Origin of the sequence: Pseudomonas sp. B14-6, from assembly GCF_013260315.1 — a bacterium.
Classification (GTDB): domain Bacteria; phylum Pseudomonadota; class Gammaproteobacteria; order Pseudomonadales; family Pseudomonadaceae; genus Aquipseudomonas; species Aquipseudomonas mandelii.
In genome coordinates this window covers 1817250-1840834 of record NZ_CP053929.1, presented here as the reverse complement: position 1 = coordinate 1840834, position 23585 = coordinate 1817250, and the positions used below count along the sequence as shown (strand labels likewise).

22 protein-coding genes are annotated in these 23585 nt (G+C 57.7%); 11 read left to right on the top strand and 11 right to left on the bottom strand.

What is annotated here, in order from left to right; translation table 11 throughout:
• Position 1 precedes the first annotated feature (1 nt).
• The gene (locus HP062_RS08305) at positions 2-649 is read left to right on the top strand and encodes a TetR/AcrR family transcriptional regulator (RefSeq protein ID WP_172791239.1); all 648 of its coding nucleotides are present in this window, start codon (positions 2-4) and stop codon (positions 647-649) included.
• A gap of 4 nt (positions 650-653) precedes the next feature.
• Here HP062_RS08305 and HP062_RS08300 read toward each other — a convergent pair whose 3' ends face one another.
• Positions 654-1892: an NADH:flavin oxidoreductase/NADH oxidase family protein gene (locus HP062_RS08300; RefSeq protein WP_172791238.1), complete on the bottom strand. Its 1239-nt coding sequence runs from the start codon at positions 1890-1892 to the stop codon at positions 654-656.
• 226 nt (positions 1893-2118) lie between these two features.
• Between HP062_RS08300 and HP062_RS08295 the strand changes: the two genes are divergently transcribed.
• From HP062_RS08295 to HP062_RS08275, 5 genes are all read left to right on the top strand, one after another.
• Entirely contained in the window at positions 2119-2733 is a 615-nt protein-coding gene (locus HP062_RS08295; RefSeq protein ID WP_172791237.1) for a TetR/AcrR family transcriptional regulator, read from the top strand.
• Between the two features lie 82 nt (positions 2734-2815).
• Positions 2816-3907 (top strand): VOC family protein, encoded by a 1092-nt coding sequence (locus tag HP062_RS08290; protein WP_172791236.1) that lies wholly within the window; start codon positions 2816-2818, stop codon positions 3905-3907.
• 175 nt (positions 3908-4082) lie between these two features.
• Entirely contained in the window at positions 4083-5039 is a 957-nt protein-coding gene (locus HP062_RS08285; protein ID WP_172791235.1) for a fumarylacetoacetate hydrolase family protein, read from the top strand.
• Positions 5039-6937 (top strand): acyl-CoA synthetase, encoded by a 1899-nt coding sequence (locus HP062_RS08280; protein WP_172791234.1) that lies wholly within the window; start codon positions 5039-5041, stop codon positions 6935-6937. The genes HP062_RS08285 and HP062_RS08280 overlap by 1 nt, the downstream gene beginning before the upstream one ends.
• Positions 6938-7103: 166 nt before the next feature.
• Entirely contained in the window at positions 7104-8423 is a 1320-nt protein-coding gene (locus HP062_RS08275; RefSeq protein ID WP_172791233.1) for an outer membrane protein transport protein, read from the top strand.
• A 514-nt stretch (positions 8424-8937) separates the two neighbouring features.
• Here HP062_RS08275 and HP062_RS08270 read toward each other — a convergent pair.
• A complete protein-coding gene (locus tag HP062_RS08270) occupies positions 8938-10410 on the bottom strand; it encodes a hypothetical protein (protein ID WP_172791232.1) in 1473 nt (490 codons plus the stop codon).
• 129 nt (positions 10411-10539) lie between these two features.
• Between HP062_RS08270 and HP062_RS08265 the strand changes: the two genes are divergently transcribed.
• Entirely contained in the window at positions 10540-10962 is a 423-nt protein-coding gene (locus tag HP062_RS08265; protein WP_172791231.1) for a hypothetical protein, read from the top strand.
• Positions 10963-11015: 53 nt separating this feature from the next.
• On the opposite strand, the gene HP062_RS08260 is transcribed toward HP062_RS08265, so the two are convergent.
• A complete protein-coding gene (locus HP062_RS08260) occupies positions 11016-11309 on the bottom strand; it encodes a fructose-bisphosphate aldolase (protein WP_172791230.1) in 294 nt (97 codons plus the stop codon).
• A 726-nt stretch (positions 11310-12035) separates the two neighbouring features.
• On the opposite strand from HP062_RS08260, the gene HP062_RS08255 reads away from it, so the two are divergent.
• Complete coding sequence (locus HP062_RS08255; protein WP_010455399.1) at positions 12036-12743, top strand: TetR/AcrR family transcriptional regulator; 708 nt, start codon at positions 12036-12038, stop codon at positions 12741-12743.
• Positions 12733-13509 (top strand): pyrroline-5-carboxylate reductase, encoded by a 777-nt coding sequence (locus HP062_RS08250; protein ID WP_172791229.1) that lies wholly within the window; start codon positions 12733-12735, stop codon positions 13507-13509. The genes HP062_RS08255 and HP062_RS08250 overlap by 11 nt, the downstream gene beginning before the upstream one ends.
• Before the next feature lie 68 nt (positions 13510-13577).
• Here HP062_RS08250 and HP062_RS08245 read toward each other — a convergent pair whose 3' ends face one another.
• Positions 13578-15614 (bottom strand): NADH:flavin oxidoreductase, encoded by a 2037-nt coding sequence (locus tag HP062_RS08245; protein WP_172791228.1) that lies wholly within the window; start codon positions 15612-15614, stop codon positions 13578-13580.
• Between the two features lie 318 nt (positions 15615-15932).
• Between HP062_RS08245 and HP062_RS08240 the strand changes: the two genes are divergently transcribed.
• Positions 15933-16841, top strand: a complete 909-nt coding sequence (locus HP062_RS08240; protein ID WP_010455394.1) for a glycine betaine ABC transporter substrate-binding protein — start codon at positions 15933-15935, stop codon at positions 16839-16841.
• Between the two features lie 200 nt (positions 16842-17041).
• Here HP062_RS08240 and ycaC read toward each other — a convergent pair whose 3' ends face one another.
• The 4 genes from ycaC to HP062_RS08220 form a co-directional block, all read right to left on the bottom strand.
• Positions 17042-17674, bottom strand: a complete 633-nt coding sequence (gene ycaC, locus HP062_RS08235) for an isochorismate family cysteine hydrolase YcaC (protein ID WP_077749496.1) — start codon at positions 17672-17674, stop codon at positions 17042-17044.
• Positions 17675-17836: 162 nt separating this feature from the next.
• Positions 17837-18292, bottom strand: coding sequence for a VOC family protein (locus HP062_RS08230; protein ID WP_010455390.1), 456 nt, complete (start codon positions 18290-18292; stop codon positions 17837-17839).
• Positions 18293-18343: 51 nt separating this feature from the next.
• The gene (locus tag HP062_RS08225) at positions 18344-19303 is read right to left on the bottom strand and encodes an EamA family transporter (RefSeq protein WP_077749495.1); all 960 of its coding nucleotides are present in this window, start codon (positions 19301-19303) and stop codon (positions 18344-18346) included.
• Positions 19300-20583 carry an MFS transporter gene (locus HP062_RS08220; RefSeq protein WP_172791227.1) on the bottom strand — a complete coding sequence of 428 codons (1284 nt, stop codon included), beginning with the start codon at positions 20581-20583 and terminating at the stop codon, positions 19300-19302. Before HP062_RS08220 ends, HP062_RS08225 begins: the two co-directional genes overlap by 4 nt.
• A 125-nt stretch (positions 20584-20708) precedes the next feature.
• Here HP062_RS08220 and HP062_RS08215 point away from each other — a divergent pair, with 125 nt between their 5' ends.
• Positions 20709-21167 carry a helix-turn-helix domain-containing protein gene (locus tag HP062_RS08215; protein WP_172792555.1) on the top strand — a complete coding sequence of 153 codons (459 nt, stop codon included), beginning with the start codon at positions 20709-20711 and terminating at the stop codon, positions 21165-21167.
• Positions 21168-21201: 34 nt separating this feature from the next.
• On the opposite strand, the gene HP062_RS08210 is transcribed toward HP062_RS08215, so the two are convergent.
• The 3 genes from HP062_RS08210 to HP062_RS08200 all read right to left on the bottom strand — a co-directional run bounded on the left by HP062_RS08210 (position 21202) and on the right by HP062_RS08200 (position 23545).
• Positions 21202-21645, bottom strand: a complete 444-nt coding sequence (locus HP062_RS08210) for a TspO/MBR family protein (RefSeq protein ID WP_083377295.1) — start codon at positions 21643-21645, stop codon at positions 21202-21204.
• Between the two features lie 63 nt (positions 21646-21708).
• Positions 21709-22524, bottom strand: coding sequence for a DUF1206 domain-containing protein (locus HP062_RS08205; RefSeq protein WP_077749492.1), 816 nt, complete (start codon positions 22522-22524; stop codon positions 21709-21711).
• A gap of 97 nt (positions 22525-22621) precedes the next feature.
• Entirely contained in the window at positions 22622-23545 is a 924-nt protein-coding gene (locus HP062_RS08200; protein WP_172792554.1) for an AraC family transcriptional regulator, read from the bottom strand.
• Positions 23546-23585: the final 40 nt, after the last annotated feature.

Below are 23585 nucleotides of genomic sequence, written 5' to 3'. Positions count from 1 at the left end.
CATGCATTCCCCCACACTTCCTTTAGAAGCTGATGCGCCAGAACCTCTCACGAGAGGTCACAAGAAGCGTGAGCGCACCCGTCGCGGCCTGGTGGACGCGGCATTGCGCCTTATCGCACGCAAGGAAGTGGGGGAGATCGCACTGCTCGAGGTCGCTGCGGAAGCCGCGGTATCCAACGGCACCATCTACAACTATTTTCGAACTCGCGACGAAGTACTGGAGGCGGTGGGCATCGCCATGGCCGCAGAGTTCTCCGATGCCATTTCCGCCATGAGCAGGGATGTGCACTGCGGCGCACAGCGTCTTTCGATCGGTGTGCGCATGTTTGTGTGCCGGGCCGCAGCCGACCACCAATGGGCGAATGCGCTGCTGCGCATCATCCATTTCGACCAGGCAATGCGCTCGCGTCTGGCTGACCATGTGCTGGGTGACTTGCGTGAGGGACTGCGTGCGGGGACTTTTGTTTACGAGGACGAAGGGATCGCCCTGGACATTGTCCTGTCGTGCACAACCGGAGCAATGCGCTCGGTTGTCGAGGGACGTGCAGTGGCAGAGCACGATTTGCGGGTTGCCGAAATGATTCTCCAGGCTCTGGGCGTCACACCTGCCAGAGCCAGGAAAATCGCCGGCAAGCCGCTACCGGCCTGATCCTCTACCTGGCTTGATCAATCCATTGCCGATAGCTCTTCGCCTGGCGACGAGCCTTCAGTTGATTGCCGATCAATGCCATGAGTGGCGAAGTCCCTGGGTTTGTCCGTTTACCTTGACTCAGCAAGCCGAGCTGCTTCTTGATCACCGATGCCACTGCCAGCGATGCCAGCGTCTTGTTCTTCCAGCTGACGACGATGGGCTCCACTCTGACGTCTCGACCTGCCATCCATTGCCTCGGCAGGGCTGGTTCGATTGCCAGCGCAGTAGCAAGTCCGACCATCGACACCGAGCCGCTCACCACTCTCTCCGCAACCTCCTTTCTGCGCACGCCGCCGGTGACCATCAGCGGCATGCGCGCAATTTCTCCTATTTTTTCTGCGAACTCGAGAAAGTAGGCTTCTCGAGCGAGGCTGCTGCCATCGCGGGTTTGCCCCTGCATAGCTGGGCTTTCGTAGCTGCCACCCGACAACTCGACCAGATCGACCGCCTTGGTGTTAAGCATTTCCACCACGCGAGCCGCATCCGCTGCATCGAAACCGCCGCGCTGAAAGTCCGCGGAGTTGAGCTTCACAGCGACGCAAAAGATCGGTGCCACTCGCTGGCGAATTGCGTCGATGGTTTTCAATAGAATTTGCGCACGATTTTCGAGGCTACCGCCCCAGCGGTCATCACGCCGATTGGTCAGGGGGGAAAGGAATTGGCTGAACAGGTAGCCATGCGCGGCATGAATCTCCACGCCGGTGAATCCGGCGCGCTCCGCCAACACCGCCGCTTGGGCATAGCGCTCAATCAGCTCTTCGATCTCCTGCTCCTCCAAAGCCCTGGGCAGCACAAACGCTTTTGAAAGTCCGGGGATATCGACCGCAACTGCGGAGGGACCCCTTGCCGGTTGGCCCATTGAAGCCAATAGCTGCCGTCCGGGATGATTGATTTGCATCCAGGCCTGAGCCCCGCGACTGCGGCAAGCATCGGCCCATAGCTTGAATTTGCCCAGGTTCCGATCGTCCTCAAGCACGACGCCAGCGGGTCCGGTCAAGGCGTGGCGGTCAACCATGACGTTGCCAGTGATGATCAGACCGGCACCACCCTCCGCCCAGCTCCGATAGAGCTTGACCAGCGCTTCCCCTGGAGCGTGATCCTCATTGGCAAGGTTCTCCTCCATGGCAGCCTTGGCGATCCGGTTTGGAATCACCGTGCCGTTGGGCAATCGAAGCGGTTTGAAGAGATTTGAGCCGGTCATGTTCTGTCCTTCAGCTTATAAAAAGTCGCCAACATAATTGAACATGCGTGTTCAACTGTGTCGATGCGAAGGGCTTTTGTTGATCCGGATTCCTCGATTCTAGTACTGGGATTATTTGGTTTTGCTTCGGTTTCAGACAGAAAAACCGACATGCTAAAAAATATGGTTGACGTGAAATGAACACGAGTGTTCAATCGGTCCATAAGGTAATCCTGGAGAGAGAACCGTGGAATCCCTGAATCCAACACAGCGCCGCATTCATCAAGCCGCCTTTCGCCTGTTCGCTGAAAGAGGCACCTCTCAAGTGAACATTCTTGACCTCGCCCAAGAGGCAGGCGTGGCGCGCGGAACGGTCTATAGCAACATCGACAGCATGGAAAACCTGTTCGAGGCGGTCGCCAGCCATCTCGCGAGGGAGATGCATGAGCGCGTCAACAAGAGCTTCAATTCCCTCTCGGATCCAGCTCAGCGCCTGGCCAATGGCATTCGATTCTTCATTCGCCGAGCCCACGAAGACTCCCAGTGGGGCGCGTTCATCCATAAATTCGCCATGAGCAATTCTGCGTTGCGCGAAATGTTCAGCAGCCAGGCGACCAAGGATCTTCTGAGCGGGCTTGCCACTGGGCGCTACACGTTTGCGCAGGAGCAATTGCTCTCGGTACTGACGTTGATATCGAGCAGCGTGCTTGGTTCGATTTTCCTGGTACTGGAAGGTCACCGGACGTGGCGCGAGTCGGGGTCTGATACCGCCGAGCTGGTATTGCGGGCATTGGGTGTGCCGCCAGAAGAGGCGCGTGCGTTGTCGACCCAAGAGTTGCCGGCGCTTCCATCTCTCGACTGAGCTCGTAACTGATTTGACTGAATAAACCCCTGAGTTTTCAGGGGTTCGGGACCGCTTTGCCCTAAAAACCCGGAAAACAACAATGAACAACAAAAACGAATTGCACCGGTTGGCGACACCACACCCCGCGCAGCATCCGCAGCCGACGGTGAAGGCCCAGGCTCTGACTCACCTGATTTTCCAACGGCCGGACTTGAATGAGGCGGCGCGTTTCCTGACTGACTTCGGCCTGACGGTCAGTCGTCAGGAGGCCGATACGCTCTATCTGCGGGGCACCGAAGCTACTTCATATTGCTACCGTGTCCAACAGGCCGAGCATGCACGTTTTATCGGCTTCGGACTGGCAGTGCAGTTCCTGGAAGATCTGGAAAAGCTCGCTCGAATCCCGGGCGCGTCATCGGTCGAGAAATCGGAACATCCGGGTAATGGGTATTGCGTCAAATTGACGGATCCTTCCGGTTTTATTGTGGAAGCCGTCTGCGACCAAACGCCAGGCACGGCACTGGTACATAGGGCCCCTCTGCACTGGAATCTGGCGCACCAGCAATCGCGAATCAACGCCACGCAGCGCCCGCCGATTGCTCCCCCTGAAGTACTCAAGCTCGGTCACATCGTCATTGAAGTGGCCGACTATCAAGCGACCTGTGCCTGGTATACGCAGCATTTCGGGTTTATTCCCAGCGATGTGCAGGTACTCCCCGACGGCACGCCTATCGTCACTTTCATGCGCCTTGATCTTGGTGACATTCCCGCGGATCACCATACGCTCGCGATTGCGCAAGGGTTCATGGCGACCTATAGCCATAGCGCCTATGAAGTCGTCGATGCAGACGCGGTGGGAATGGGGCAGCGCGTCCTGCGCGAGCGCGGTTGGGAACACTCATGGGGAATCGGCCGACACATTCTGGGCAGTCAGATCTTCGATTACTGGCAAGACCCATGGGACGATAAGCACGAGCATTACTGCGACGGGGATATTTTCACGGCCGCTCGGCCGACGGGCATTCATCCGGTAAGCCCCGAGGCAATGGCCCAGTGGGGTCAGCGCATGCCCAAGAGTTTTACCAAACCCAAGATGAGCCTGGCCAATCTGCTTCTGCTGATCCGCAACCTGCGGCGCAGCCCGGACCTGACCATTCGCAAGTTGATAACACTCATGCGGATGTTCGGGTAGAGCTGCCGCCATGTCGGACAACTCAACCCGGTTTGGCCGGCGGGACGTGCTTAAAGCCGGCGCTTTGATTGCTGGCAGTGCGTGGGTCTACACCGTTGCCAGCCCATCTTCAAAACAACACCACAGTTCCCACGCCACCGAACGCGGGACAAACGCCGCTCCAGGAGTACCTTCAATGTCTGCTGTACACGTAGTCCGCTTTGAATTTGAGAACGGTATCCACTGGGGCGTGCTTCGCCAGGGCCGTATCACGGTCATCCCCGGTGTGTTTGAAACCACCGGTGACTTCCTTCGCCAGAACAGTATCGATGACCTCGCTCAACTGAAAGGTACAGAGCTTGCGGAGGGCGAAGTAAAACTGCTGTCGCCGGTGACCCGCAACCAGCAGTTTGTCTGCCAGGGTGCCAATTACCGTCAGCACATGATCGAGTCGGGCATGGACCCGGATGCGAAGAAATTCAACATGATCTTCACCAAGGCGACGAGTTGCCTGGTGGCGGCTGACAGCGACTTGATCAAGCCGCGCCACGTGCGCTTCCTTGACTACGAGATCGAACTGGGCCTTGTGATGAAGCGCTCGATCACTGGCGCTGTTGCTGTCACCGACGCCAATCTGCATGAGTTCATCGCCGGCGTCGTCATCGTCAATGACTACTCGGCGCGCGACATTCAGATTCCCCAGATGCAGTTCTACAAGGGCAAGAGCTACCGCACTTTCGGCCCGGTCGGCCCGTATCTCTGCCTTCTGGATGCCAAGGACATGCATTACCTCAAGGCACTGCAGCTGAAGCTGACGGTCAACGACCAGGTGCGACAGAACGACAGCACGGCCAACCTGGTTTACGGTCCCGCTGAAACCCTGACCGAACTCTCCGCCTTGCAAGATCTCGACGTTGGAGACCTGATCGCCACCGGTACTCCTGCGGGCTGTGCTCTAACGATTCCTTCGCCTGGCAAAATGCGCATTGCAGCCCTTTTGCCAGAAGCCACCAAGTGGAAGCTATTCCTCAAGGCGCAAGAGGGGCGGACGCAGTACCTCAAGGCAGGTGATGTGGTCGAGGCGCGAATTCGCAGCGCCGATGGCGTGATCGACCTCGGCGTGCAACGCAATCGAGTCGTGGGGGAAGCCTGATGGTTGTGCAGACCCTGAACGATATCGAACGTCTCGAACGAGTCCCCTTGTCGGAGCGTGGCCTGGCTTCCAGCACTTATGAAGCGCTGCGTGTGGCGGCCGAGTGCTACCCCCAGGCACCGGCGCTGAGTTTCTTCGCCGATGCCGCCGATTTCAAACGCACCTGCGAGTGGGACTACTCCCAGCTCTTTGGGGATATTACCCGCGCGGCGAATGCCTTCGATGACCTGGGCATAAAACCGGGCGAGGTGATTGCCTTCATCCTGCCAAACCTGCCGGAAACCCACTTCACTATATGGGGCGGGGAGGCGGCGGGGATCGTCATGGCGATCAATCCTCTGCTTGAGGCCAAGCAGATGGCTGGCTTGCTGAGTGCCGCGAAGGCATCCGTGATGGTGACACTCGCGCCGACGCCAGGCAGCGATCTGTGGCCCAAACTGGTTTCGCAGCTGGATCAGTTACCCACGGTCAGGTCTGTCGTCTGGGTCAGCATGGAACCCTATGTCTCCGAATCTGTGCGTGGGGCTCTGAAGGCCGCGGCACTGAAGGAGCGAGACTTACACAGCGGTATCGCGATCCACGATTGGCGATCGCTGATGAGTACTCAGCCGCATACACACCTGAAGAGTGGTCGGCAAATTCGTCAGGATGAATGCTCCTCTTATATCTGTACTGGCGGCACCACCGGACTCCCCAAGATCGCCGCGCGTACCCATGGCTCTGAAGTATTCAATGCATGGGCCGTGGCCGCTCACTTGCAGCCACGCAGTGGTGGCCAGGTTATCTTTTGTGGCCTGCCGCTGTTTCACGTCAATGGCCAGCTGGTGACTGGACTGATGCCTTGGACTCAAGGCGACCATGTGATCCTCGGGACGCCCCAGGGGTATCGTGGCGAGGGGGTGATCCCACGATTCTGGGAGATGGTCGAGCACTTCGGTATCAACCTCTTTTCCGGCGTGCCTACTGTCTATTCCGCACTTCTGCAAAATGAATGGCAGGGTCGCGACCTGTCCAGTCTTCGCTTTGCCATGTGTGGCGCCGCCCCCATGCCGGCTGAGCTTTTCCGGGAGTTCGAGAGCCGTACCGGGGTGAAAATCCTTGAAGGTTACGGCCTCACTGAGGGGGCCTGCGTCTCATCAATCAATCCACCCCATGGCGAGCGCCATATCGGCTCCATCGGAATACGGATCGCCTACCAGAATATGCGCGCGATCTTGCTCAACGATTCCGGAGAGTACCGGCGCGACGCCAACGTGGATGAAATCGGCCTCATCACGATCAGCGGTCCAAACCTCTTTGAGGGTTATCTGGAGGAGCGTCATAACCAGGGCCTCTGGATCGATATCGACGGTCAGCGCTGGCTGAATACGGGCGACTTGGGTCGCCAGGATGCGCAGGGCTATTTCTGGCTGACCGGGCGCAAGAAAGAGTTGATCATCCGCGGTGGCCACAACATCGATCCCAAGCAAATCGAGGAGGCACTTCAAACGCATCCCGCCGTCGCTCTGGCCGCTGCTATCGGCAGTCCCGATGCCTACTCGGGCGAGGTGCCGGTCGCCTACGTTCAACTACGCCCCGGGCAGGCGTGCAATGCCGAAGAACTTGAGGCGTTCGCTCATCTCAATATCAGCGAGCGGGCAGCCGTTCCCAAGCGCATTGAAATCCTCGAAGCACTGCCACTGACCGCCGTGGGCAAGATATTCAAGCCCGCTTTGCAGCAGCGGGAAATTGCCAAAGTAGTCCAGCAGGAAGTGGAACGTCTGGGGCTTTCGGATATTGCTGTTGAAGTCGTGCAGGACAATCGTCGTGGGCAGGTTGCCTGCGTCAGGGCCGGAAAGGGCCAGGAAGTCCTGGCTCCACTCTTGGGACGTTATAGCTTTCAAGTCGAGTGGATTTAATTGAGTTCCTGATTCGCAATCTGTAAGTCCGGCAGGCATGCCCTGGCGCTATTCAGCCAGGGTGTTTTACACAACATCGATCCACTCCAACCGGCACTGAAAAGTGCACGGAAAGGCGAAGCCTTGCCTGGTGCAATCAACAAAAACAATAAACATGAGGTGGAAAATGAAACTGAGTAACCGTCTGATCTCGAGTGTTTCTACTCAGCGTAAGTGTGCAGTCTGGATTGAATTCAGCAGTGCCATCGCACTACTCAGCGCCTCTACCGTTGCAAGCGCCAATGGCATTGCTCTAAACGAACAAAGTGCAAGCAGTGCGGGAACTGCCTATGCGGGAAGGTCTTCTTCCGCGCTAGACGCCAGCACCATCTTTGGAAATCCCGCAGGCTTGACCAAGTTAAAACGCAGTGAGATTTCAGGTGGGGCCGCGGTCGTCTCAGTGAGCGATGACATCAGTGATGCGCAGAGCAGTGCCTCAGGAACGAATAAAGGGGACTCGGTACCGCTGGGAGTTGTGCCTTTTGCTTATATGTCGACGCCACTTGATGATCGTTTTTCGATTGGACTGGGTCTCTATGCTCCGAGTGGTCTGATCAATGATTACGAGAGCTCTTTTCAGGGGCGCTACCATGGCTCCTATAGCACGACCAAGGAAATAACCCTTCAACCCACCATTGCCTATCGGATCAATGATTACGTGTCCATTGGTGGCGGTCCGACCATAAACCGTTTTAATGCAAAGCTTAAAAATTACCTGGCCACCGGCACCCTGAACAACGGCGAGGACACACTGGTCACCATCAAAGGCGATGACACGGCACTTGGCTACAACGTAGGCATCCTGGTTGACTTTACTGAGGCAACCAGTTGGGGGATTAACTATCACTCGAAGGTGGACTATGAGCTCGAAGGGCATACTGAAGTTTCTGGCTCCCCGAGCGTCATCCCGCTGGACGGAAAGTATGGCAACAAGATAGACCTCACGATGCCAGAATCCGTGGATACGTCTATCACGCATCATTTCAATAGTCGCTGGACGGGATACCTGGGAACCACCTGGAAACGTTGGAGCCGGATCAAGAAGGTCGAGGCCGTCAACAGCGGTCTTTCTCCCGTGGGGCAGGCGGCTGGCATGGGAACGGTGATCGAAGAAATGAATTGGCGTGACACCTGGAGCACTGCCGTTGGCGCCTCCTATCAATTGAACCAGCAATGGCTGCTGCGCGCAGGCTACGCCTATGATCCGTCGCCCATCAGGAATGCCGATCGCAGCGTGCGCATACCGGTTGGGAATCGCCAGGCCGTGACCTTGGGTGGCGCTTATTCGCCGAGTTCCGATCTGACGATAGACTTTGCTTACGGTTATCTCTGGGATTCCAAAGTCTCGGTAAAGCAACCGGACAACTCCGGTCTTCAACCGCAATACAGCGCCAATTACAACAATAGCGCGAATGGGTTTTCTGTGCAGGCAACCTATCGGTACTAATCGATTTGTTCCAGAGGATCTCCACTACGAACTGATTGAGTAGTTTTTTCAGCGCCCATAATTGAACCTGCTGTGGGGGCTTTTTACAGCGGGCGGACGCTACGCGTTCCACGGCGTTAGTAGCCATGCCCAATCGAGGCGCTTTACCAAGCTCGTTGCTGTCGGTGCACTCTCCACAAGAGGGTCTCTGCTTTATCTCTGCGCCTGTCTGAAGGTCGCCGCTATCCGTGGCGATTGGGAAGACCCCGAACTCGTGTTTCGCGGGTTCGGGACGGCGCCACCGGACTGCAGCCCTCGAACGAAGCTATCCATTTGCCATCACCGTGTCCACCGTCCACTTTTGGCCGTGCTCTGCCGATCATGGTTACAAAGCGTGCTGGTCAAATCCGATGCAATCGGTGGTCAGAACCAATGCAAATGATTGGTCAAGTCGAACGCAAGCGGGCGGTCAAGTGGAGCGCAATTTCGCACGAGCAAGGGTAGCGCTGCAAAAAATGCAAAAAGGCCGGGCCACTCAAGATTCCACCACCTCAATTGTCCATTCGCCCAGCACGTTCTTCGTGACGTATTGGAACGGCACAAACATTCCATACGCCTCGAGGTAGACGTAAATGTCGGTGCTGTATTGGTAAGTATCTTTTATGCAGCTGAGTACCTTGGCAGTCCCGGTCAAACTCGGGTGATACGTGCTCGCAGGTTTCTGCGACTGCACCTCACAGCTGTATCTGTCGTCGACGGGCACCAGGGCTCTGGGACCTTTCCCGCCGTTGGTGTATTGAAGCCGCATTTCTTGCGCCGTGTATCGCAGGAGTGCGCCGACCGGCATGTGCGCCCAATCGCCCTCGAAGTTGAGGTTCGTCAGCGCCTTATCCTCAATCGTTATCTCACCTGCACGACTGCTGAATTGACTTTCAGCCAGGACAATCAGGCCTCGGAACGTGGCTTTGGCCCACTGACCGCGTCGGTCTTCATAACGCTCCGTCAGTTGATTACCCGTCTTGCCTGAAAGGTATGTCGAGTCACGCCCGTTGAGCCGCACGCCTTCATCTGAATACTGCCTTGGCTGGGAGTTATCCTTGAACACCCGGCGTAGGTGCTGAATGCTTTTCTCCGGTTTGGGCATATTCAATGCCTCGATGGCTTTCAACACCGGGGCGGCAACGACGGGGGCCGGTAATTCGAAAGGCGACTGCTCACGCCCTTCAAATTGAGTGTATTGGTCTAGCGATTGCGGTTTGCCGCAGGCCACTTGAACCAGCTGACGCTCATCGGCGCTGAGGCTTTGCGAGCCGATGGCTTTAAGATCTGTCTGCATGCTTCCAGCGAGTACACGACTGTGAGTATCAAGGTAGAAATGGCTTAACGCAGTCAGTTGTTGCAGGGCGCAGTTGGCCGTCCACCGCTGGCGTACCTGCTCATACAAGGCGTTTTTGCCGGGCATCAACATCTCGCCGGGCAGTACGCGGGCCGTCCAGAAAGTCACCTCATCACCTGTTACTTTCAGGCTGCTGCGGTCGATCATCTGCCAATCCTGATGCTCGGGTGCGGAGAACACGCGCCATTGAGGAGGTGCTGTCTGGGCACACACCTGCTTCAACTGCGCACTTTGCAGGTACCGGCTTTTTTGTTCAGCAGGCAATTGTCGGGAGTCTTCCGAACGCCCTCGCGGGTTGGCGGCGAATAGCGACATTCCCGCTTTGCTGCGGTAAGCCATCTGCGCATCGGGCTGGCTGCAGTGGGCGTCGAAACGGGCCAGATAATGGAGTTCCGGACTTGGGGACGAAGTCACTAGATAGGTGATCCGATCACCCTCGCGCACGATCGAGTTCGGCTCGGGTGTTTCGAACAGCACACTGTTGAAAACCGCAAAACCCGGCTGGGCCTCAGGTGTTGTGATTTGAGCGGGTTTTGTTGCTTGGCATCCAGAGAGGATCAGGGCAACGGTCAGCAGTGAAAAAAAGCTGGAAGGGCGGGACGTGGCATCCATGCGGGTGTACTTCATTGAAAGAATGGTGGCATATTAGCATGAGTGCTGGCCGCCCAATAGGACGCCGCTTTTACCGACAAACAGGCATCTGGATTTCAGGGCTGCGACTCAAATTATGGAGAGACAAAGTTGACTGGACAGGTTTTGAAGTCGAAGTTGGTGAATTTTCTGGTGGCCGATGCCGAGGTGAATTACGACAACGTGGACGATTTATATTCCGTGGCTGAGGCTGGCAATGTGGACGCGTTGGGCGATGTGCTGGAGGCCTTCAAGGAAGCATACGGAGGACTTTGGGTTGGCGGGAAGATGGAGCTGACGCAAAAAATGGTTCGTTTGAGTGCCAATGCCATGAACCGTCTTGTTCAGGACGGGACGCTGGATATTGAGCTCCCACTGGCATTCATCCGAAAGGTCACTATTGAAGGCGGGTTCATGACGAAGATCATCCGTCTGGATACCGGCGCTGGCAGCGTTAAATTCCGGTGTTTTGGTGCGAAGGATGTCGCGGCGCTGATAGAGAAGACAATTCACTCGTCAACTCGACAGGCCTGAACAACACAAAAAACCCGCAACTCAGTGCGGGTTTTTTTACGACTCAACTTTGATCACTGACTCTTGGGTACATCAAACCCGCGCTGCTCAATCACTCGAAACACATCGCTCACATCCTGGACCATGATCCGGGCGATGTTGGTGACGGTGTTGATGTCGTGTTCGGCATAGTCGGGGAGGCTGGTGCAGGCCATGAGGTTGAGGTATTTGAGGACGGCGTTGAGGCGTTCGCTGAGGCAGTTATGGAGTTCGCGCAGCGGGGCGTCGTAGTCGATGAGCAGGACGGGGTAGTCGGTGGCGAGTTGGGACATGGGGGTGAAGCGGCGAGGCGGTTGTTGAGCTGTCATGGTGTAAATCCTAATAAAAAAGAAGAATTACCACCGTTTGCTGCGAAACAAATTGGGTGGCAGCTGTGCGCGGGTTCGCAGACCGGAGGATTTACACCAAGACCCGGCAGACCCGAGGGTCTCCCACGCACAACCGCCATAAAACACTTTGCAGCCGGAGCCGGCTGCATCATGCCTGACGGTGTTTTGGTGTCAATCTTGAGGGCTGCGAAACCCTATCGCTAATACAGTCAGCGACGGGTCGAATATAGGCGGCGATTTTGGTGCCTGCAAACGGGGTTGTAGGACGGAAAATCGGATTTTTGGTAGATGTCGGGAGCAGCATCCGGTTGAGTAACTGACATGAATCCAGAGGTTGTTTAGTGTCCGGTGGATCGTGCGTGCCGGATTTGCGGCTGCTGTGCAGCCGAACGCAGGCTTCGCCAGCTGCTACGGGATGTGGGCATGTTTAAAATGTTGTCGGATTTTTGGGCTGCTTCGCCGCCCAGCGGGAGCAAGCTCCCTCGCCACAGGGGGCGGTTTCCTACGTGAAATTCGGACGTCAAGATTCGACGATTGTCAGGGTGAAGTCCTGGTGAGCAGTGAAGTCTGGCCGATGCCCCCTCTTGAAAATAATTCCAGTGTCCACCGCCGTCTAAAAAATGTACGTTGATGTACATTTTATGTACGCCTTGCACGCAGCCGCGTACAGTTGCCGGGACATCAGATATCAAAGAGGAAGCCAAAATGCCGCAGGCAGGAAAGACGCGAATCAAGGCGCAGGAAGCGGGTTGGCGTGGCTCCGTCAATGGCTGGCTGGACGCGGCTTACGATGCGCTGAAGGAATCCGGTGTGGACGCCGTGCGGGTGATGCCGTTGGCCAAGCGGCTGAATTTGTCGCGCACCAGTTTCTACTGGTTTTATGAAGACCGGGAGCAGTTGCTCGCGGCGCTGCTGGCGCGGTGGCGGGACAAGAACACCGGCGGCCTGATTGGCCAGTGCGAGAGTTATTCAGAAAGTATTTCCGAAGCGATCCTCAACGTTTTCGAATGCTGGTTAAACCCTGATTTGTTTGACTCGCAGTTTGAATTTGCCGTGCGCAGCTGGGCGCTGCAATCGGCTGAGGTGTCCGCCGAAATCGCGCTGGCTGATGAAGCGCGAATCAATGCCCTGGCCGCGATGTTCCGACGGTTCGGTTATGAGGTTGCGGCCGCCGACGCTCGGGCCAGAACGATCTATCTCACCCAGATCGGCTACATTTCCATGAAAACCACTGAGGATATCGTCGTGCGTTTCCGGCGAATCCCTGAGTACGTCACCGTATTTACCGGCAAAGCACCGAAGCGGCGCGAGCTCGACCGGTTTTATGGGAAATTCGGCTACGCAGAAAAAGAGCCGGGGGTTTTCGTGTCACGGGTCGACAGCTTTGAGGAGGCCACCCCCGATGCAGAATAGAACCCTGGGCATCATCGGTGGCACCGGCTGGCTGGGCCGCGCGATTGCGCAGGCGCTGCTCGATACCGGCTTCATCCGTCCTGATCGTTTGCTGGTCTCGAACCGGTCCGGCACCCACACGTTCGAACCACCGGTGCGGCTGCTGGCTGACAACCAGTTGCTGGTGGATCTCAGCGATATCGTTGTGCTGTCGATCCGGCCAGAGCAATTTCGCGAACTGCGGATAAACGCCAAGGGCAAGCTCGTGATTTCCCTGATGGCCGGGGTCCCAGCGACGGCTATTCGCGCGGCAACGGGCGCCGAAGTGGTGGTACGTGCGATGCCGAATGCGGCGGTGGAAATCAGGCAATCGTTCACGCCTTGGTGCTGTCCTGCCAGCCTGTGCGAGCAGGACCGAGCGCTGGTGCAACGGTTGTTCGAATGCGTGGGCACGGCGGATGAAGTGCCGGATGAGGACTGTATCGATTACCTCAGCGCGCTGTCCGGCACCGGGCCTGCCTTGGCGGCGATGTTGCATCAGGCGTTGATGAATCAGGCGGTGGCGGCGGGCATCCCGGCCGCCATCGCACAACGAGCCGCACAAGGTGTGGTGGTGGGCGGCGGTCAATTACTCGCCAGCCACGATCCCCGGCAAATGATTGAAAACTTGATGGCTTATCGCGGGGTGACGGCGGCCGTGCTGCAGTCGATGGCTGATCAGGGCATCGAAGCCATGGTGGGGCGTGCCGTGCAGGAAGGCGCGCAAGTGGCTCGGCGAGGCATGTAGTCGATCGGTCCGTGCCCACACTTTGCGCCCGAGGCGCCTCCTGCCGCTCAGGGAAGGAGGCTGTCGAGTCAAATATCTTTCACCAGTCGCAACGCGTCATAGATCGCCGCGTGGGTATTTCGAGCGGACACCGCGTCACCAATCCTGAACAACTGGAAACGCCCTTGCGGGTTGGTGACGATGTGCTGTGCGTTGCCCGTGATGAGGTCGTGCTGTTCGACTGCGCCTTCATTGCTCGAATGGGGACGAAGGTCGAAATACAGGTCATCCAGGGGGATCGTGCCGTGGTTGACGACGACCTGATCGACCACGCGTTGCTTGTGGACCTTGCCGTAATCGCTGCCGAACGTCGCAATGAGCCTGCCATCGTGCTTCTCGACTGACTCGACCCGATAGGTGACGGTGAAGGTGACGGCCAGGTCCTGCAGGCTGCGCATATAGGGCACCAGGTTCATCGCCATGACTTCGGGTGCAAACGACCGGTCCGGGGTGACGATCTCGACGGTCGCACCGCTTTGCGCGATGACTTCGGCCGCCTGCAGGGCGGCGTGGTCGCCGGCATCATCGAAGATCAGGACATTGCGGCCAGGCTTTACATCGCCGGAGATGATGTCCCAGGTCGAGACCACCAGCTCATTGCCCTGCGACAGCACCTCGGTATGGGGCAGGCCGCCGGTGGCAACGATTACCACGTCCGGTTCATGGGCCAATACCGTGTCGGCCTCGGCCCAGGTGTTGAAGTGGAATTTGACGCCCAGGCGCTCGCACTGGCTCATTCGCCAATCGATGATGCCGATCATTTCGCGTCGGCGCTCGCTCAGTGCCGTCAGCCGGATTTGGCCGCCAGGGCGGTCGGCCGCTTCCAGCACGGTGACATCGTGGCCGCGCTCGCCGGCCACGCGCGCCGCCTCCAGACCTGCGGGGCCGCTACCGATGACCAGGACCTTGCGCCTCACCGCCGCTTTGGGAATGTCATGGGGCATCGTGGTTTCCCGGCCGGTCGCCGGGTTGTGGATGCAATAGGCGGCGCCACCCTGATAGATCCGGTCCAGGCAGTAATTCGCACCCACGCACGGACGGATATCTTCTTCACGCTTCTCGATGATTTTGCGCACGATGTGCGGGTCGGTCATGTGCGCGCGGGTCATGCCCACCATGTCCACCTTGCCTGACGCAATGGCGTAACGCGCGGTGGCAACGTCGGGAATCTTCGCGGCGTGGAAGGTCGGAAAACCCGTGGCGGAGCGAATCTCGCCGGCGAAGTCCAGGTGCGGGGAATTGCGCATGCCCTGGATCGGGATGACGTCGGTCAGGCCCGCGTCGGTGTCGATGTGGCCGCGCACGACGTTCAGGAAGTCCACCAGCCCGCTGTCCTTGAGCATGTGTGAGACCTGCATGCCCTCGCTGGCATTGAAGCCGCCCGGCAGTTGTTCGTCACCCGTATAGCGCACACCCAGCAGGAAATCTTCGCCGACCCGCTGGCGGATGCCCCTGAGGATGTCGAACGTAAAGCGCATGCGGTTTTCCAGCGAGCCGCCGTAAGGGCCTTCGAGGTCATTGGTCAGCGGTGACCAGAACTGATCCATCAGGTGCCCGTAAGCCTGTAATTCCAGGCCATCAAGCCCGGCGGCCTTCATGCGCTCGGCGGCATCCACGTAGTCCTTGATGATCCGCTCGATGTCCCAGTCTTCCATCTTCTTCGGGAAGGACCGGTGCGAAGCCTCGCGTCGGTGCGAGGGCGATACCACGGGCAACCAGTCGGCTTTGTCCCAGCGGGTACGGCGGCCCAGGTGTGTCAGCTGGATCATCACGGCCGCGCCGTGTTCATGGCATTCGTCGGTCAGGTCCTTCATCCATTTGACCACTTCGTCCTTGTAGGCGAGCACGTTGTTGAACACCGGAGGGCTGTCTCGGGACACGGCTGCGGAGCCGGCGGTCATGGTCAGGGCCACGCCGGCTTTGGCGCGTTCGACATGGTAAGCGCGATACAACGCCTGCGGCATGCCATCGACCGGGTAGGCCGGTTCGTGCGCGGTGGTCATGATCCGGTTTTTCAGGGTCAGGTGCTTGATCTTGTAGGGTTGCAGCAAGGGATCGCTGGACATCGTGGTGCGCTCCGTAGTGGGGCTTCATCGGGCTTGGCGAGTTGAAATTAGGATAACTGTACACCTGTGTCAATCATCGTTGACACAGGTGTACATTTTTCTTGCGCGCCGCAAAACTCGTCGATAAGATCAAGCTCGAAAGGGTGCAGAGACCCCGTCGTCAGTGTTCTGGATGGATGACATGCATGGGATTGCGAGGGGCAGAAGAAGAGGGCTGCGCTGCCCGGGCTTAAAGCAGCGAAGACTGCACTGTTCACGACCGTAAGGCCGTTCAAATGAAGACAACCTGCCTATCCCACATCAATAGGAAGACGCCTGATGAACGCTCGTTCGCCGTATCGAAAAAAAGCCTGTGCCTGCCTTTTCGGCTTTGCGCTTGGAGCAAGTGCAGCACTGGCACAGGCTGCTGAACCCGAGCCCGTGCGCATTGGCTGGGTCAATTGGTCCGACACCGAAATCACCGTCAAACTGGCCAGCACCGCGTTGCAGGAACATCTCAAGCAACCGGTCAAACTGGTGATGGCCGACATTGGCATTCAATTCCAGGCGCTGGCCAACGGTAATATCGACCTGATCCCGATGGTGTGGCTACCGAGTACCCACAAGGCGTTTTACGACAAGTACAAGGACCGGCTGGAAGACCTCGGCGTGCTGTATGAAGGGCGGATCGGCATGGCCGTGCCCACCTCGGTGCCCATCAGTGAAGTGGCGAGTGTCGAGGATCTGAACAAACCGCAGGTCCGGGAAAAACTTGACGGCAAGATCCTCACCTCTGAAGTCGGCAATGGCCAATACAAGCTCACGGTCAAGGCCATGGAAGAATACAAGCTCGACGGGTACAAGCTGGTGGCCTCCTCGGAAACCGGCATGCTCAATGAGCTGGACCGCAACCTCAAGCGTGACAAATGGTCCCTGGTCAATGCCTGGAGCCCACACTGGATGTTCTCCAAGTGGTCACTGCGTTACCTGGATGATCCCAAGCATATCTTTGGTGGCGCCGAGCAGATTCACGCCATGGCGCGCAAAGGTTTTAGCCAGCAGTACCCGGAAGTGGCGTATTTCTTCGCTCATTACTCGATCCCCCAGGCGGACCTGGAAGCGCTGATGATGCAGGCACGCCAAACCTCCTCTGACCAGGCCGTGGCCGCTTATTACGCGGCCAACAAACCGCGTTTCGAAGCGATGTTCGAGCAAGGCGGGCAGCGAGTCAGCACACGACAGCCTTGAACACCTGAAAACACACAAGGCCGCGAAGGCGGCCTTGTTTTCATTCTCACTGCTTACACAACCGCCACCTCGTCAATGCCGCTCTTCGATCTCGACAACGGTCATGCTCCACTCCTGCCAATTCATAGAAGGCAGCGTGTCTGATTGTCCCATGAAGCTGACAAGATAACGGGCGATGAGGTCATCATCGCCCGTTTTCTTTATGCCTGGCGCGCTGCCATGGCCGAGTAGCTGTTCATCAGGTTGCGGTAGTTCGGGATGCGCTGGGACAGCAAGTTGCCCAGGCCTTCGATGTCGTTGCGCCAGTCGCCCTGCAACTCGCAGGCGACCGAGAACCAGTTCATCATTTGCGCACCGGCTTGCGTCATGCGGTTCCACGCTGCCTGTTGCACGGTGGTGTTGAAGGTGCCGGAAGAATCCGTGACCACGAACACTTCAAACCCTTCAGCCAGGGCCGACAGCGTCGGGAAGGTCACGCACACATCGGTCACGACACCGGCAATGATCAGTTGTTTGCGACCGGTCGCCTTGATTGCCTTGACGAAGTCTTCGTTGTCCCAGGCGTTGATCTGGCCAGGACGGGCAATGTAGGGCGCGTCCGGAAACATTTCCTTGAGCTCCGGGACCAGCGGACCATTTGGGCCTTGTTCGAAACTGGTGGTCAGGATGGTCGGCAGTTCGAAGAACTTGGCCACGTCAGCCAGAGCCAGCACATTGTTCTTGAACTCGTTCGGCGAGAAGTCCTGCACCAGGGAGATCAGACCGGTCTGGTGGTCGATCATCAGGACTACGGCGTCGTCTTTGTTCAGGCGGTTGTATGTGGCGTTGCTCATGATGAAATCCTTTCTCTGTAGGGGTAAGTGGCTTCGTTCAACATGGGCTCAGATTAATGATCTACAGGAAAGGGAAAAAGAGGGTGAAAACGGTTTGACTGTCAACTCGGATGGGACAATCGATCGCCAACCGGCGAAAGCGGGCATTCACCGCAGCCCCATTCAGGCAAACGCATCCTCGATAAAGGCCTCCAACGCCTTGTCTTCCAATATCTCGATGGAGAAGTGCCCGAAGCGCTTGGGCAGCCAGATGATGCGGGTCCCGGACGGAGATTGCAGGTTCGCGCGGGCGAGTGGTTTTCCGTTCTCGTCTTCTGGCTGAACACCCGCGGCGATCAATTCGTCATAGGCCTTCTCGATGTCCGGTGTGGAGTAGCAGTGGCGGTAAATCATGCCTTCGCCCGCGCAATCCAGGAGCGCCTTCAGGTTCCCCGCCAGCGGTTGTACCAGCATGAATCGCTCCGCACCGATCAACGCAATCGCGTAGCGCACGTGCAGACCACCGCGTTCCCAGACAAGCGTTTTAGAGATCCTGGCTTGCAGTATCTGTGCGTAGTAAGCACAGGCTTCTTCGAGGTTCTTGACCAGTACATCGACGTGACTGAACTTCAGCTCCATTGCATTCCTCCGGTTGAACCCGTGTCCATGGTAACGACCGCCGCCTCGGCATTAGAAGAATTTTCGTGTGGCCTTGGTTGCCCGTCCATGAGGCAGCGATGCACTTGCTTCTGCTGCACTATGGCGTCGGTCTGCTCGCCTGAGCACGGCACTGAGCAAACGCTGTCCGTATAAACCGACTCCAAGCCCCGATACGATGAGAACGACAGCAACGATTTTGTTGAATGACAGGGGCTCATTGAAAATCATGACTGAACCCAGCAGTCCGAATACCGGCACCAATAACGATAACGGCGCGACGGTAGACACTGGGTATCGTTTCAGGAGTGAATTCCACACCCAGTAGCCGAACAGGGTGTTGGGGTAGACCTGGAACAGGATCGACAGGACGGCACGGTAGTCGAGTTGATTCACCAATGCGCTGTAACCCGTCGAGCCGTTGACCGCGTAATCAAGCGCGAAAAGAGGGATGGGCGAAAAAGCACTGGACCACACCAGGAAAGCAAAGACCTGAGTTGTTCTGGCTTTTTTGTTGATTACGTTGGCCGCACTCCAGGCCACCGCGCCCAGCAGCACCAGCATCAGCCCTGCCGTCGTCACTGTCCCGTCAACAATCGAGATGATGCTCAACAAGCCACAGAAGGCGATGCCCATTCCCGCCAGTTGGTAGCGGGAAATGGTCTCCTTGAATACCCATGAGCCCAGCAGAATCGTGAAAAAAGCGCTGAACTGAAGCACCAGCGAAGCGATGCCAGCGGAGAGGCCCGACTTGATACCAAGGTTGACGACGCCCCAGAGTCCTATGCCGAAGACCAGACCGTAACCAATGATGTAGCGCCACTGTACATCGGGTTTCGGAATGAAAAAGATCGCTGGAAGTGCGCAAAGCGTAAAGCGAATGCCGGCAAGAATCAGCGGGTCAACGGTGGTGAGGCCCAGTTTGATCACTGAAAAATTCACACCCCAGATGGCCGTAATCGAGATGGCGAGTAGCAGGTGCCTGGCTTTCATGCTGATCTTCCTTGATTGGTCGGTGATAGGTGACTCGTAAAAATCCACAGCGCCAACGCTGCAGCGCTGATCAAGGCGCCGAGCGCGCTTGTTGCCATCCAGCCCCAGCGCGCATAAACCTGGGTTGCGGCGACCGCCCCCAGCGCACTGCCGACCGAGTAGAAGCACATGTAGGCGCCGACCATCCGACTTTGCGCGTCGGGTCGTGCCGCAAAAATGAAGCTCTGATTGGTGACGTGCACGGCTTGCACCGCGAAGTCGAGCACGACCACGCCGAAAACCAGCGCGATCAGGGACGTCTGGGCAAAACTGATGGGCAACCAGGAAAGCGCCAGGAGCCCCAGCGAAAGGCCGGTCACGCGTTGACCCCAACCTCTATCGGCCCACTTGCCGGCTCTTCTTGCAGCCAGGGCACCGGCAACGCCCGCCAGGCCAAACAGGCCGATGGCCGTGTGTGAAAGCGACAGCGGCGGAGCGCTTAACGGCAGCACCATAGAGGTCCACAGCACTGAAAAAGCGGCAAAGATCAGCAAGGCCAAGAGGCCCCTGGCCCACAAAACCGGTTCGGTCATGAACAGCTTGAAGAGCGACCGGATCAGCGCGGGGTAGGTGTCATGATTGCGTGGCAACGCCGTGGCGGGCACCACTTTCCACAGGACCGCCGCGAGGGTCAGCATCAATCCTGAGGACACGAAATAGACGGCGCGCCAGCCCGCCAGATCGGCGATCAGCCCAGAGATAAACCGCGCCAGAAGAATGCCCAGGACAACTCCGCTTGTTAGGGTCCCCACGGCCTGCCCGCGTTGTGAGGGCGTTGCGAGCGCGGCGGCATAGGCTACAAGCACCTGAACCACCACGGCGAGTAATCCCATCACAATCATGGCGCCCAAGAGAGCCAGCCACTGCTGTGAAGCGCCGACGGCCGCCAGCGCGAGGGCAGACAGCATCACTTGAGTCAAAATCAGCCGTTTACGGTTGACCCTGTCGCCCAGCGGTACGATGAACAACAACCCCAGCGCGTATCCGGCCTGAGTGGCCGTCACCACGACCCCGATCACACCTGAAGTGACCCCCAGGCTTTCAGCCATCGAGGCGAGCAAGGGTTGGGCGAAGTAAACATTGGCGACGGCCAGCGCGCAGGTGACAGAAAACAATAACGTGAGTGACGGAGAAAGCCCCGAGGATTGGCCAGTCCTACTGCTTTCTCCTGTTTCCGCAGGCGGCAATCCCGCAGGCTGTCCGATGCTACGTTTGGCTATTGCGTCGGCATCTGCTGTCATAAGCGCCTCCATGGCGTTAAGCTGGTTGCAATTAAAAACCGGATTTGATTATTGCCGAATCAAGTTTCAATTTGCAACCAGCTTGGTCGGCAGACTTGGCAACCGTTATCCAAAAGGCAAATACGATGGTCGAAGGCACTTCACCGCACAGCAGCGAATGCCCGGTAGCAAGAACACTTGAGGTGATTGGGGATCGCTGGTCGCTCATGATCCTTCGCGACGCCTTTGACGATATTCGCCGATTCAGCGAATTTCAGAAGAGCCTGGGCGTGGCCAAAAATATCCTGGCCTCGCGACTGAAGGCATTGGTTGAGGTCGGGGTCTTCGACGTTCGACCGGCGTCAGATGGAAGCGCCTACAAGGAGTACGTCCTGACGGACAAAGGACGTGAGATCTTTCCGGTGGTGGTCAGCATGAGGCAGTGGGGCGAACGTTTCCTGTTCCAGCCGCAGGAAACGCGTTCTGTACTGTTGGACAACGCGACCGGCCAGGCTCTGATACCGATGGATGTTCGTTCATCAAGCGGGCAAAAACTGGGGCCTTCTGACTGCCACAGGGTGAGACTTGTCGACGGCGAGTCGTGAAACAACAGCAGTCGAGTTAGCTGCTCGAAGTTCGCTATCCGCGGTTATTGCGCAAGATGGAAAAATTCAACGCTGCCGCCACACAAAGCCACACAAGGTAGGGGAACAGGATCAAGCCTGTGATCACATCTAGCCGCATCGCCATCACCACCATCGCTGCGACCACCAGCCAGAGCAGCGTCAGGATCACCATCGCGGCGAAAATGCGGTGCGCGCCGAAAAACACCGGTGTCCACAGGGTATTCAGGGCAATCTGCGCCGCCCATAACGCCAGCACCACCTGACTTCCAGGTATCAGGGACAACCGGTAACCGGCCCAGGCGAGCAACAGATAGATAATCGACCAGGCGACGGGAAACAGCCAGTTGGGTGGCGTGAAGCTCGGTTTGACGAGTGATTCGTACCACTGGCCCGGTTTGAAAAGAAGGCCAGTACTGGCCGCCGCGCCGCAGGCTAAAAGAAAAATCAGAAAGGTCATCATCAGTCCTTCGTTGAAGTCAGCTGTGTGTGGGTTGTAAAAACCGGTCGGCCATTCATGCCGCTAGGCGCCCGGTACGCCAGGCACATCCATGTTGATCTTGCGCCAGGCGGCTTCGGACAAGCTGTACACCGAAAAGGCGATCAATCCCAGGGCCATCACCATCAAGATGACGCCGCCGGCCGGCAGGTTCTGCAGCGCATCGAGGGCCTCCTTCATGCCGGGCGGGTCCATGGCTTTATAGCGGGAGCCGCTGATGATCAGCAACAGGGCGATCTCGATGAACACGACGCCACGGGCGATAAGACCGAATCGAGAGACCGGACGGACGTAGCGCATGACGTCTTCGTCCGCTTCGAAATATTTCTCGAACGACGACTTCCAGCCCTTGATGATGTGAGCAATGCCTACACCCAGAGGGATGATCGCGACGAGGTAGACCACGACATTCGAGTGTTCCCAGGACAACAGATGCGCCAGTAGATCCTTGGTCTGCCCACCGCCGGAATCGCCCGAGCTGCTGATGCCGCTGATGAGCAAGCCCAACGCAAAAAACGCCAGCGCGCCGTTGACCAAACCTCCTGCCAACAGTCCTGCCCGAATGACCAACCCCTTCATTTCGTGACCGTGATGATCGACGTCGCGCAGGGCTTGCAGCACTCGCCAACAGGCGAAGGCGAGCAGGCCTGCCACCACCAATCCGACTAAAACGTAACCGAAAGGCTGGCTTAACACGGCCTCCAGGCTCCTGTGACTGTCTTTGGGTTTTGTCGAATCTTGAGCCGCCAGCAGCGCGAAGATGCCAATGATCAGGTAAAGAACGCCGCGAGCGGCATAGCCTCCCCGAGCGAGTACAACAAGGCTTTGGTGCGCAGACATGAGAGCTCATTCCAGAGAAGTACTACAGGAGCAGACCTTTCAGGCGTGGAGGGGTTCGATTGAAGATAGGGTTCGACCAACCCCTCGGTCGATATTGTCAGGCAGGACTAAGCTCAGGCCGCAGATCAAGTGTTGTCATCTCAGTATCACCCGGGACAACGGGCGCCCTGAACCTTGCAGCATCACGCGCCGGTGGCATGCCGAACAGGCGTGCATATTCACGGCTGAATTGTGATGCGCTTTCATACCCCACGGTGAAGGCAATTGAAGCGGCATCGCGAGGGTCGAACAGCAATAACCAGCGAGCCCTGAGCAGGCGCAGGCGCTTTTGATATTGAATGGGCGTCATGCCTGTGATGGATTTGAAATGCCGATAAAACGCCGCAACGCTCATGTCGGTCATGGTCGCCAGTGGCTCAACGCGAAAGGGTTCGGTGTAGTGCTCACGGATCCATTGGGTGGCGCGGCGTATCTGCGCCAGACGACCATCCGGGCGAGCGATTTCACGCAACATCGGCCCTAGCGGTCCTTGCAAGGCTCGAAACAGAATCTCCCGCTCAAGCATCGGCGCCAGTACCGCGGCTTCGTTTGGGCGGTCCATCAGCCGCATCATGCGCAACCAGGCGTCGATCATTTCAGCCTGTGCCGGCACCGCCGCAAAGCGGCTTGCGGGTGGCGGCGCGGTCGTCTTGATGTCGGTTGTCAGCAGCGTCGCGATGACGCTCGGGTCCAGGGTCAGGCTGATCGCAAGATAGGGCAAGCCTGGTCCGCCGGGGTGTATCTCACCGGTGGCGGGCACGTCCACCGGCACGAGGAAGTAGGTCATCGGCAGATACTGATAAACCTGATCGCCGATAGACAAGGTTTTTGCACCCTGGAGCACCAGGTGCAGCATCGGCTGATACACCTGGCTCGCACACGCCTCCGCCTGGACCATCGTCACACGCGGCAGCCCGGTGTCCGTCCACTTGTTTTCCGCGCGCATCACGAGGCGGCGCAGTTCTTCGATCGCAGGATTCATGCGCTGAACATGAGCCATCGCCGCGAGCAGGGCAAGCCAT

Excerpts from the sequence above, each read along its gene's own strand:
- HP062_RS08305 (WP_172791239.1), top strand. The coding sequence starts at position 2 with ATGCATTCCCCCACACTTCCTTTAGAAGCTGATGCGCCAGAACCTCTC.
- HP062_RS08300 (WP_172791238.1), bottom strand. The coding sequence starts at position 1,892 with ATGACCGGCTCAAATCTCTTCAAACCGCTTCGATTGCCCAACGGCACG.
- HP062_RS08290 (WP_172791236.1), top strand. The coding sequence starts at position 2,816 with ATGAACAACAAAAACGAATTGCACCGGTTGGCGACACCACACCCCGCG.
- HP062_RS08285 (WP_172791235.1), top strand. The coding sequence starts at position 4,083 with ATGTCTGCTGTACACGTAGTCCGCTTTGAATTTGAGAACGGTATCCAC.
- HP062_RS08280 (WP_172791234.1), top strand. The coding sequence starts at position 5,039 with ATGGTTGTGCAGACCCTGAACGATATCGAACGTCTCGAACGAGTCCCC.
- HP062_RS08275 (WP_172791233.1), top strand. The coding sequence starts at position 7,104 with ATGAAACTGAGTAACCGTCTGATCTCGAGTGTTTCTACTCAGCGTAAG.
- HP062_RS08270 (WP_172791232.1), bottom strand. The coding sequence starts at position 10,410 with ATGGATGCCACGTCCCGCCCTTCCAGCTTTTTTTCACTGCTGACCGTT.
- HP062_RS08260 (WP_172791230.1), bottom strand. The coding sequence starts at position 11,309 with ATGACAGCTCAACAACCGCCTCGCCGCTTCACCCCCATGTCCCAACTC.
- HP062_RS08255 (WP_010455399.1), top strand. The coding sequence starts at position 12,036 with ATGCCGCAGGCAGGAAAGACGCGAATCAAGGCGCAGGAAGCGGGTTGG.
- HP062_RS08250 (WP_172791229.1), top strand. The coding sequence starts at position 12,733 with ATGCAGAATAGAACCCTGGGCATCATCGGTGGCACCGGCTGGCTGGGC.
- HP062_RS08245 (WP_172791228.1), bottom strand. The coding sequence starts at position 15,614 with ATGTCCAGCGATCCCTTGCTGCAACCCTACAAGATCAAGCACCTGACC.
- HP062_RS08240 (WP_010455394.1), top strand. The coding sequence starts at position 15,933 with ATGAACGCTCGTTCGCCGTATCGAAAAAAAGCCTGTGCCTGCCTTTTC.
- ycaC (WP_077749496.1), bottom strand. The coding sequence starts at position 17,674 with ATGAGCAACGCCACATACAACCGCCTGAACAAAGACGACGCCGTAGTC.
- HP062_RS08230 (WP_010455390.1), bottom strand. The coding sequence starts at position 18,292 with ATGGAGCTGAAGTTCAGTCACGTCGATGTACTGGTCAAGAACCTCGAA.
- HP062_RS08225 (WP_077749495.1), bottom strand. The coding sequence starts at position 19,303 with ATGAAAGCCAGGCACCTGCTACTCGCCATCTCGATTACGGCCATCTGG.
- HP062_RS08220 (WP_172791227.1), bottom strand. The coding sequence starts at position 20,583 with ATGACAGCAGATGCCGACGCAATAGCCAAACGTAGCATCGGACAGCCT.
- HP062_RS08215 (WP_172792555.1), top strand. The coding sequence starts at position 20,709 with ATGGTCGAAGGCACTTCACCGCACAGCAGCGAATGCCCGGTAGCAAGA.
- HP062_RS08210 (WP_083377295.1), bottom strand. The coding sequence starts at position 21,645 with ATGACCTTTCTGATTTTTCTTTTAGCCTGCGGCGCGGCGGCCAGTACT.
- HP062_RS08205 (WP_077749492.1), bottom strand. The coding sequence starts at position 22,524 with ATGTCTGCGCACCAAAGCCTTGTTGTACTCGCTCGGGGAGGCTATGCC.
- HP062_RS08200 (WP_172792554.1), bottom strand. The coding sequence starts at position 23,545 with ATGAATCCTGCGATCGAAGAACTGCGCCGCCTCGTGATGCGCGCGGAA.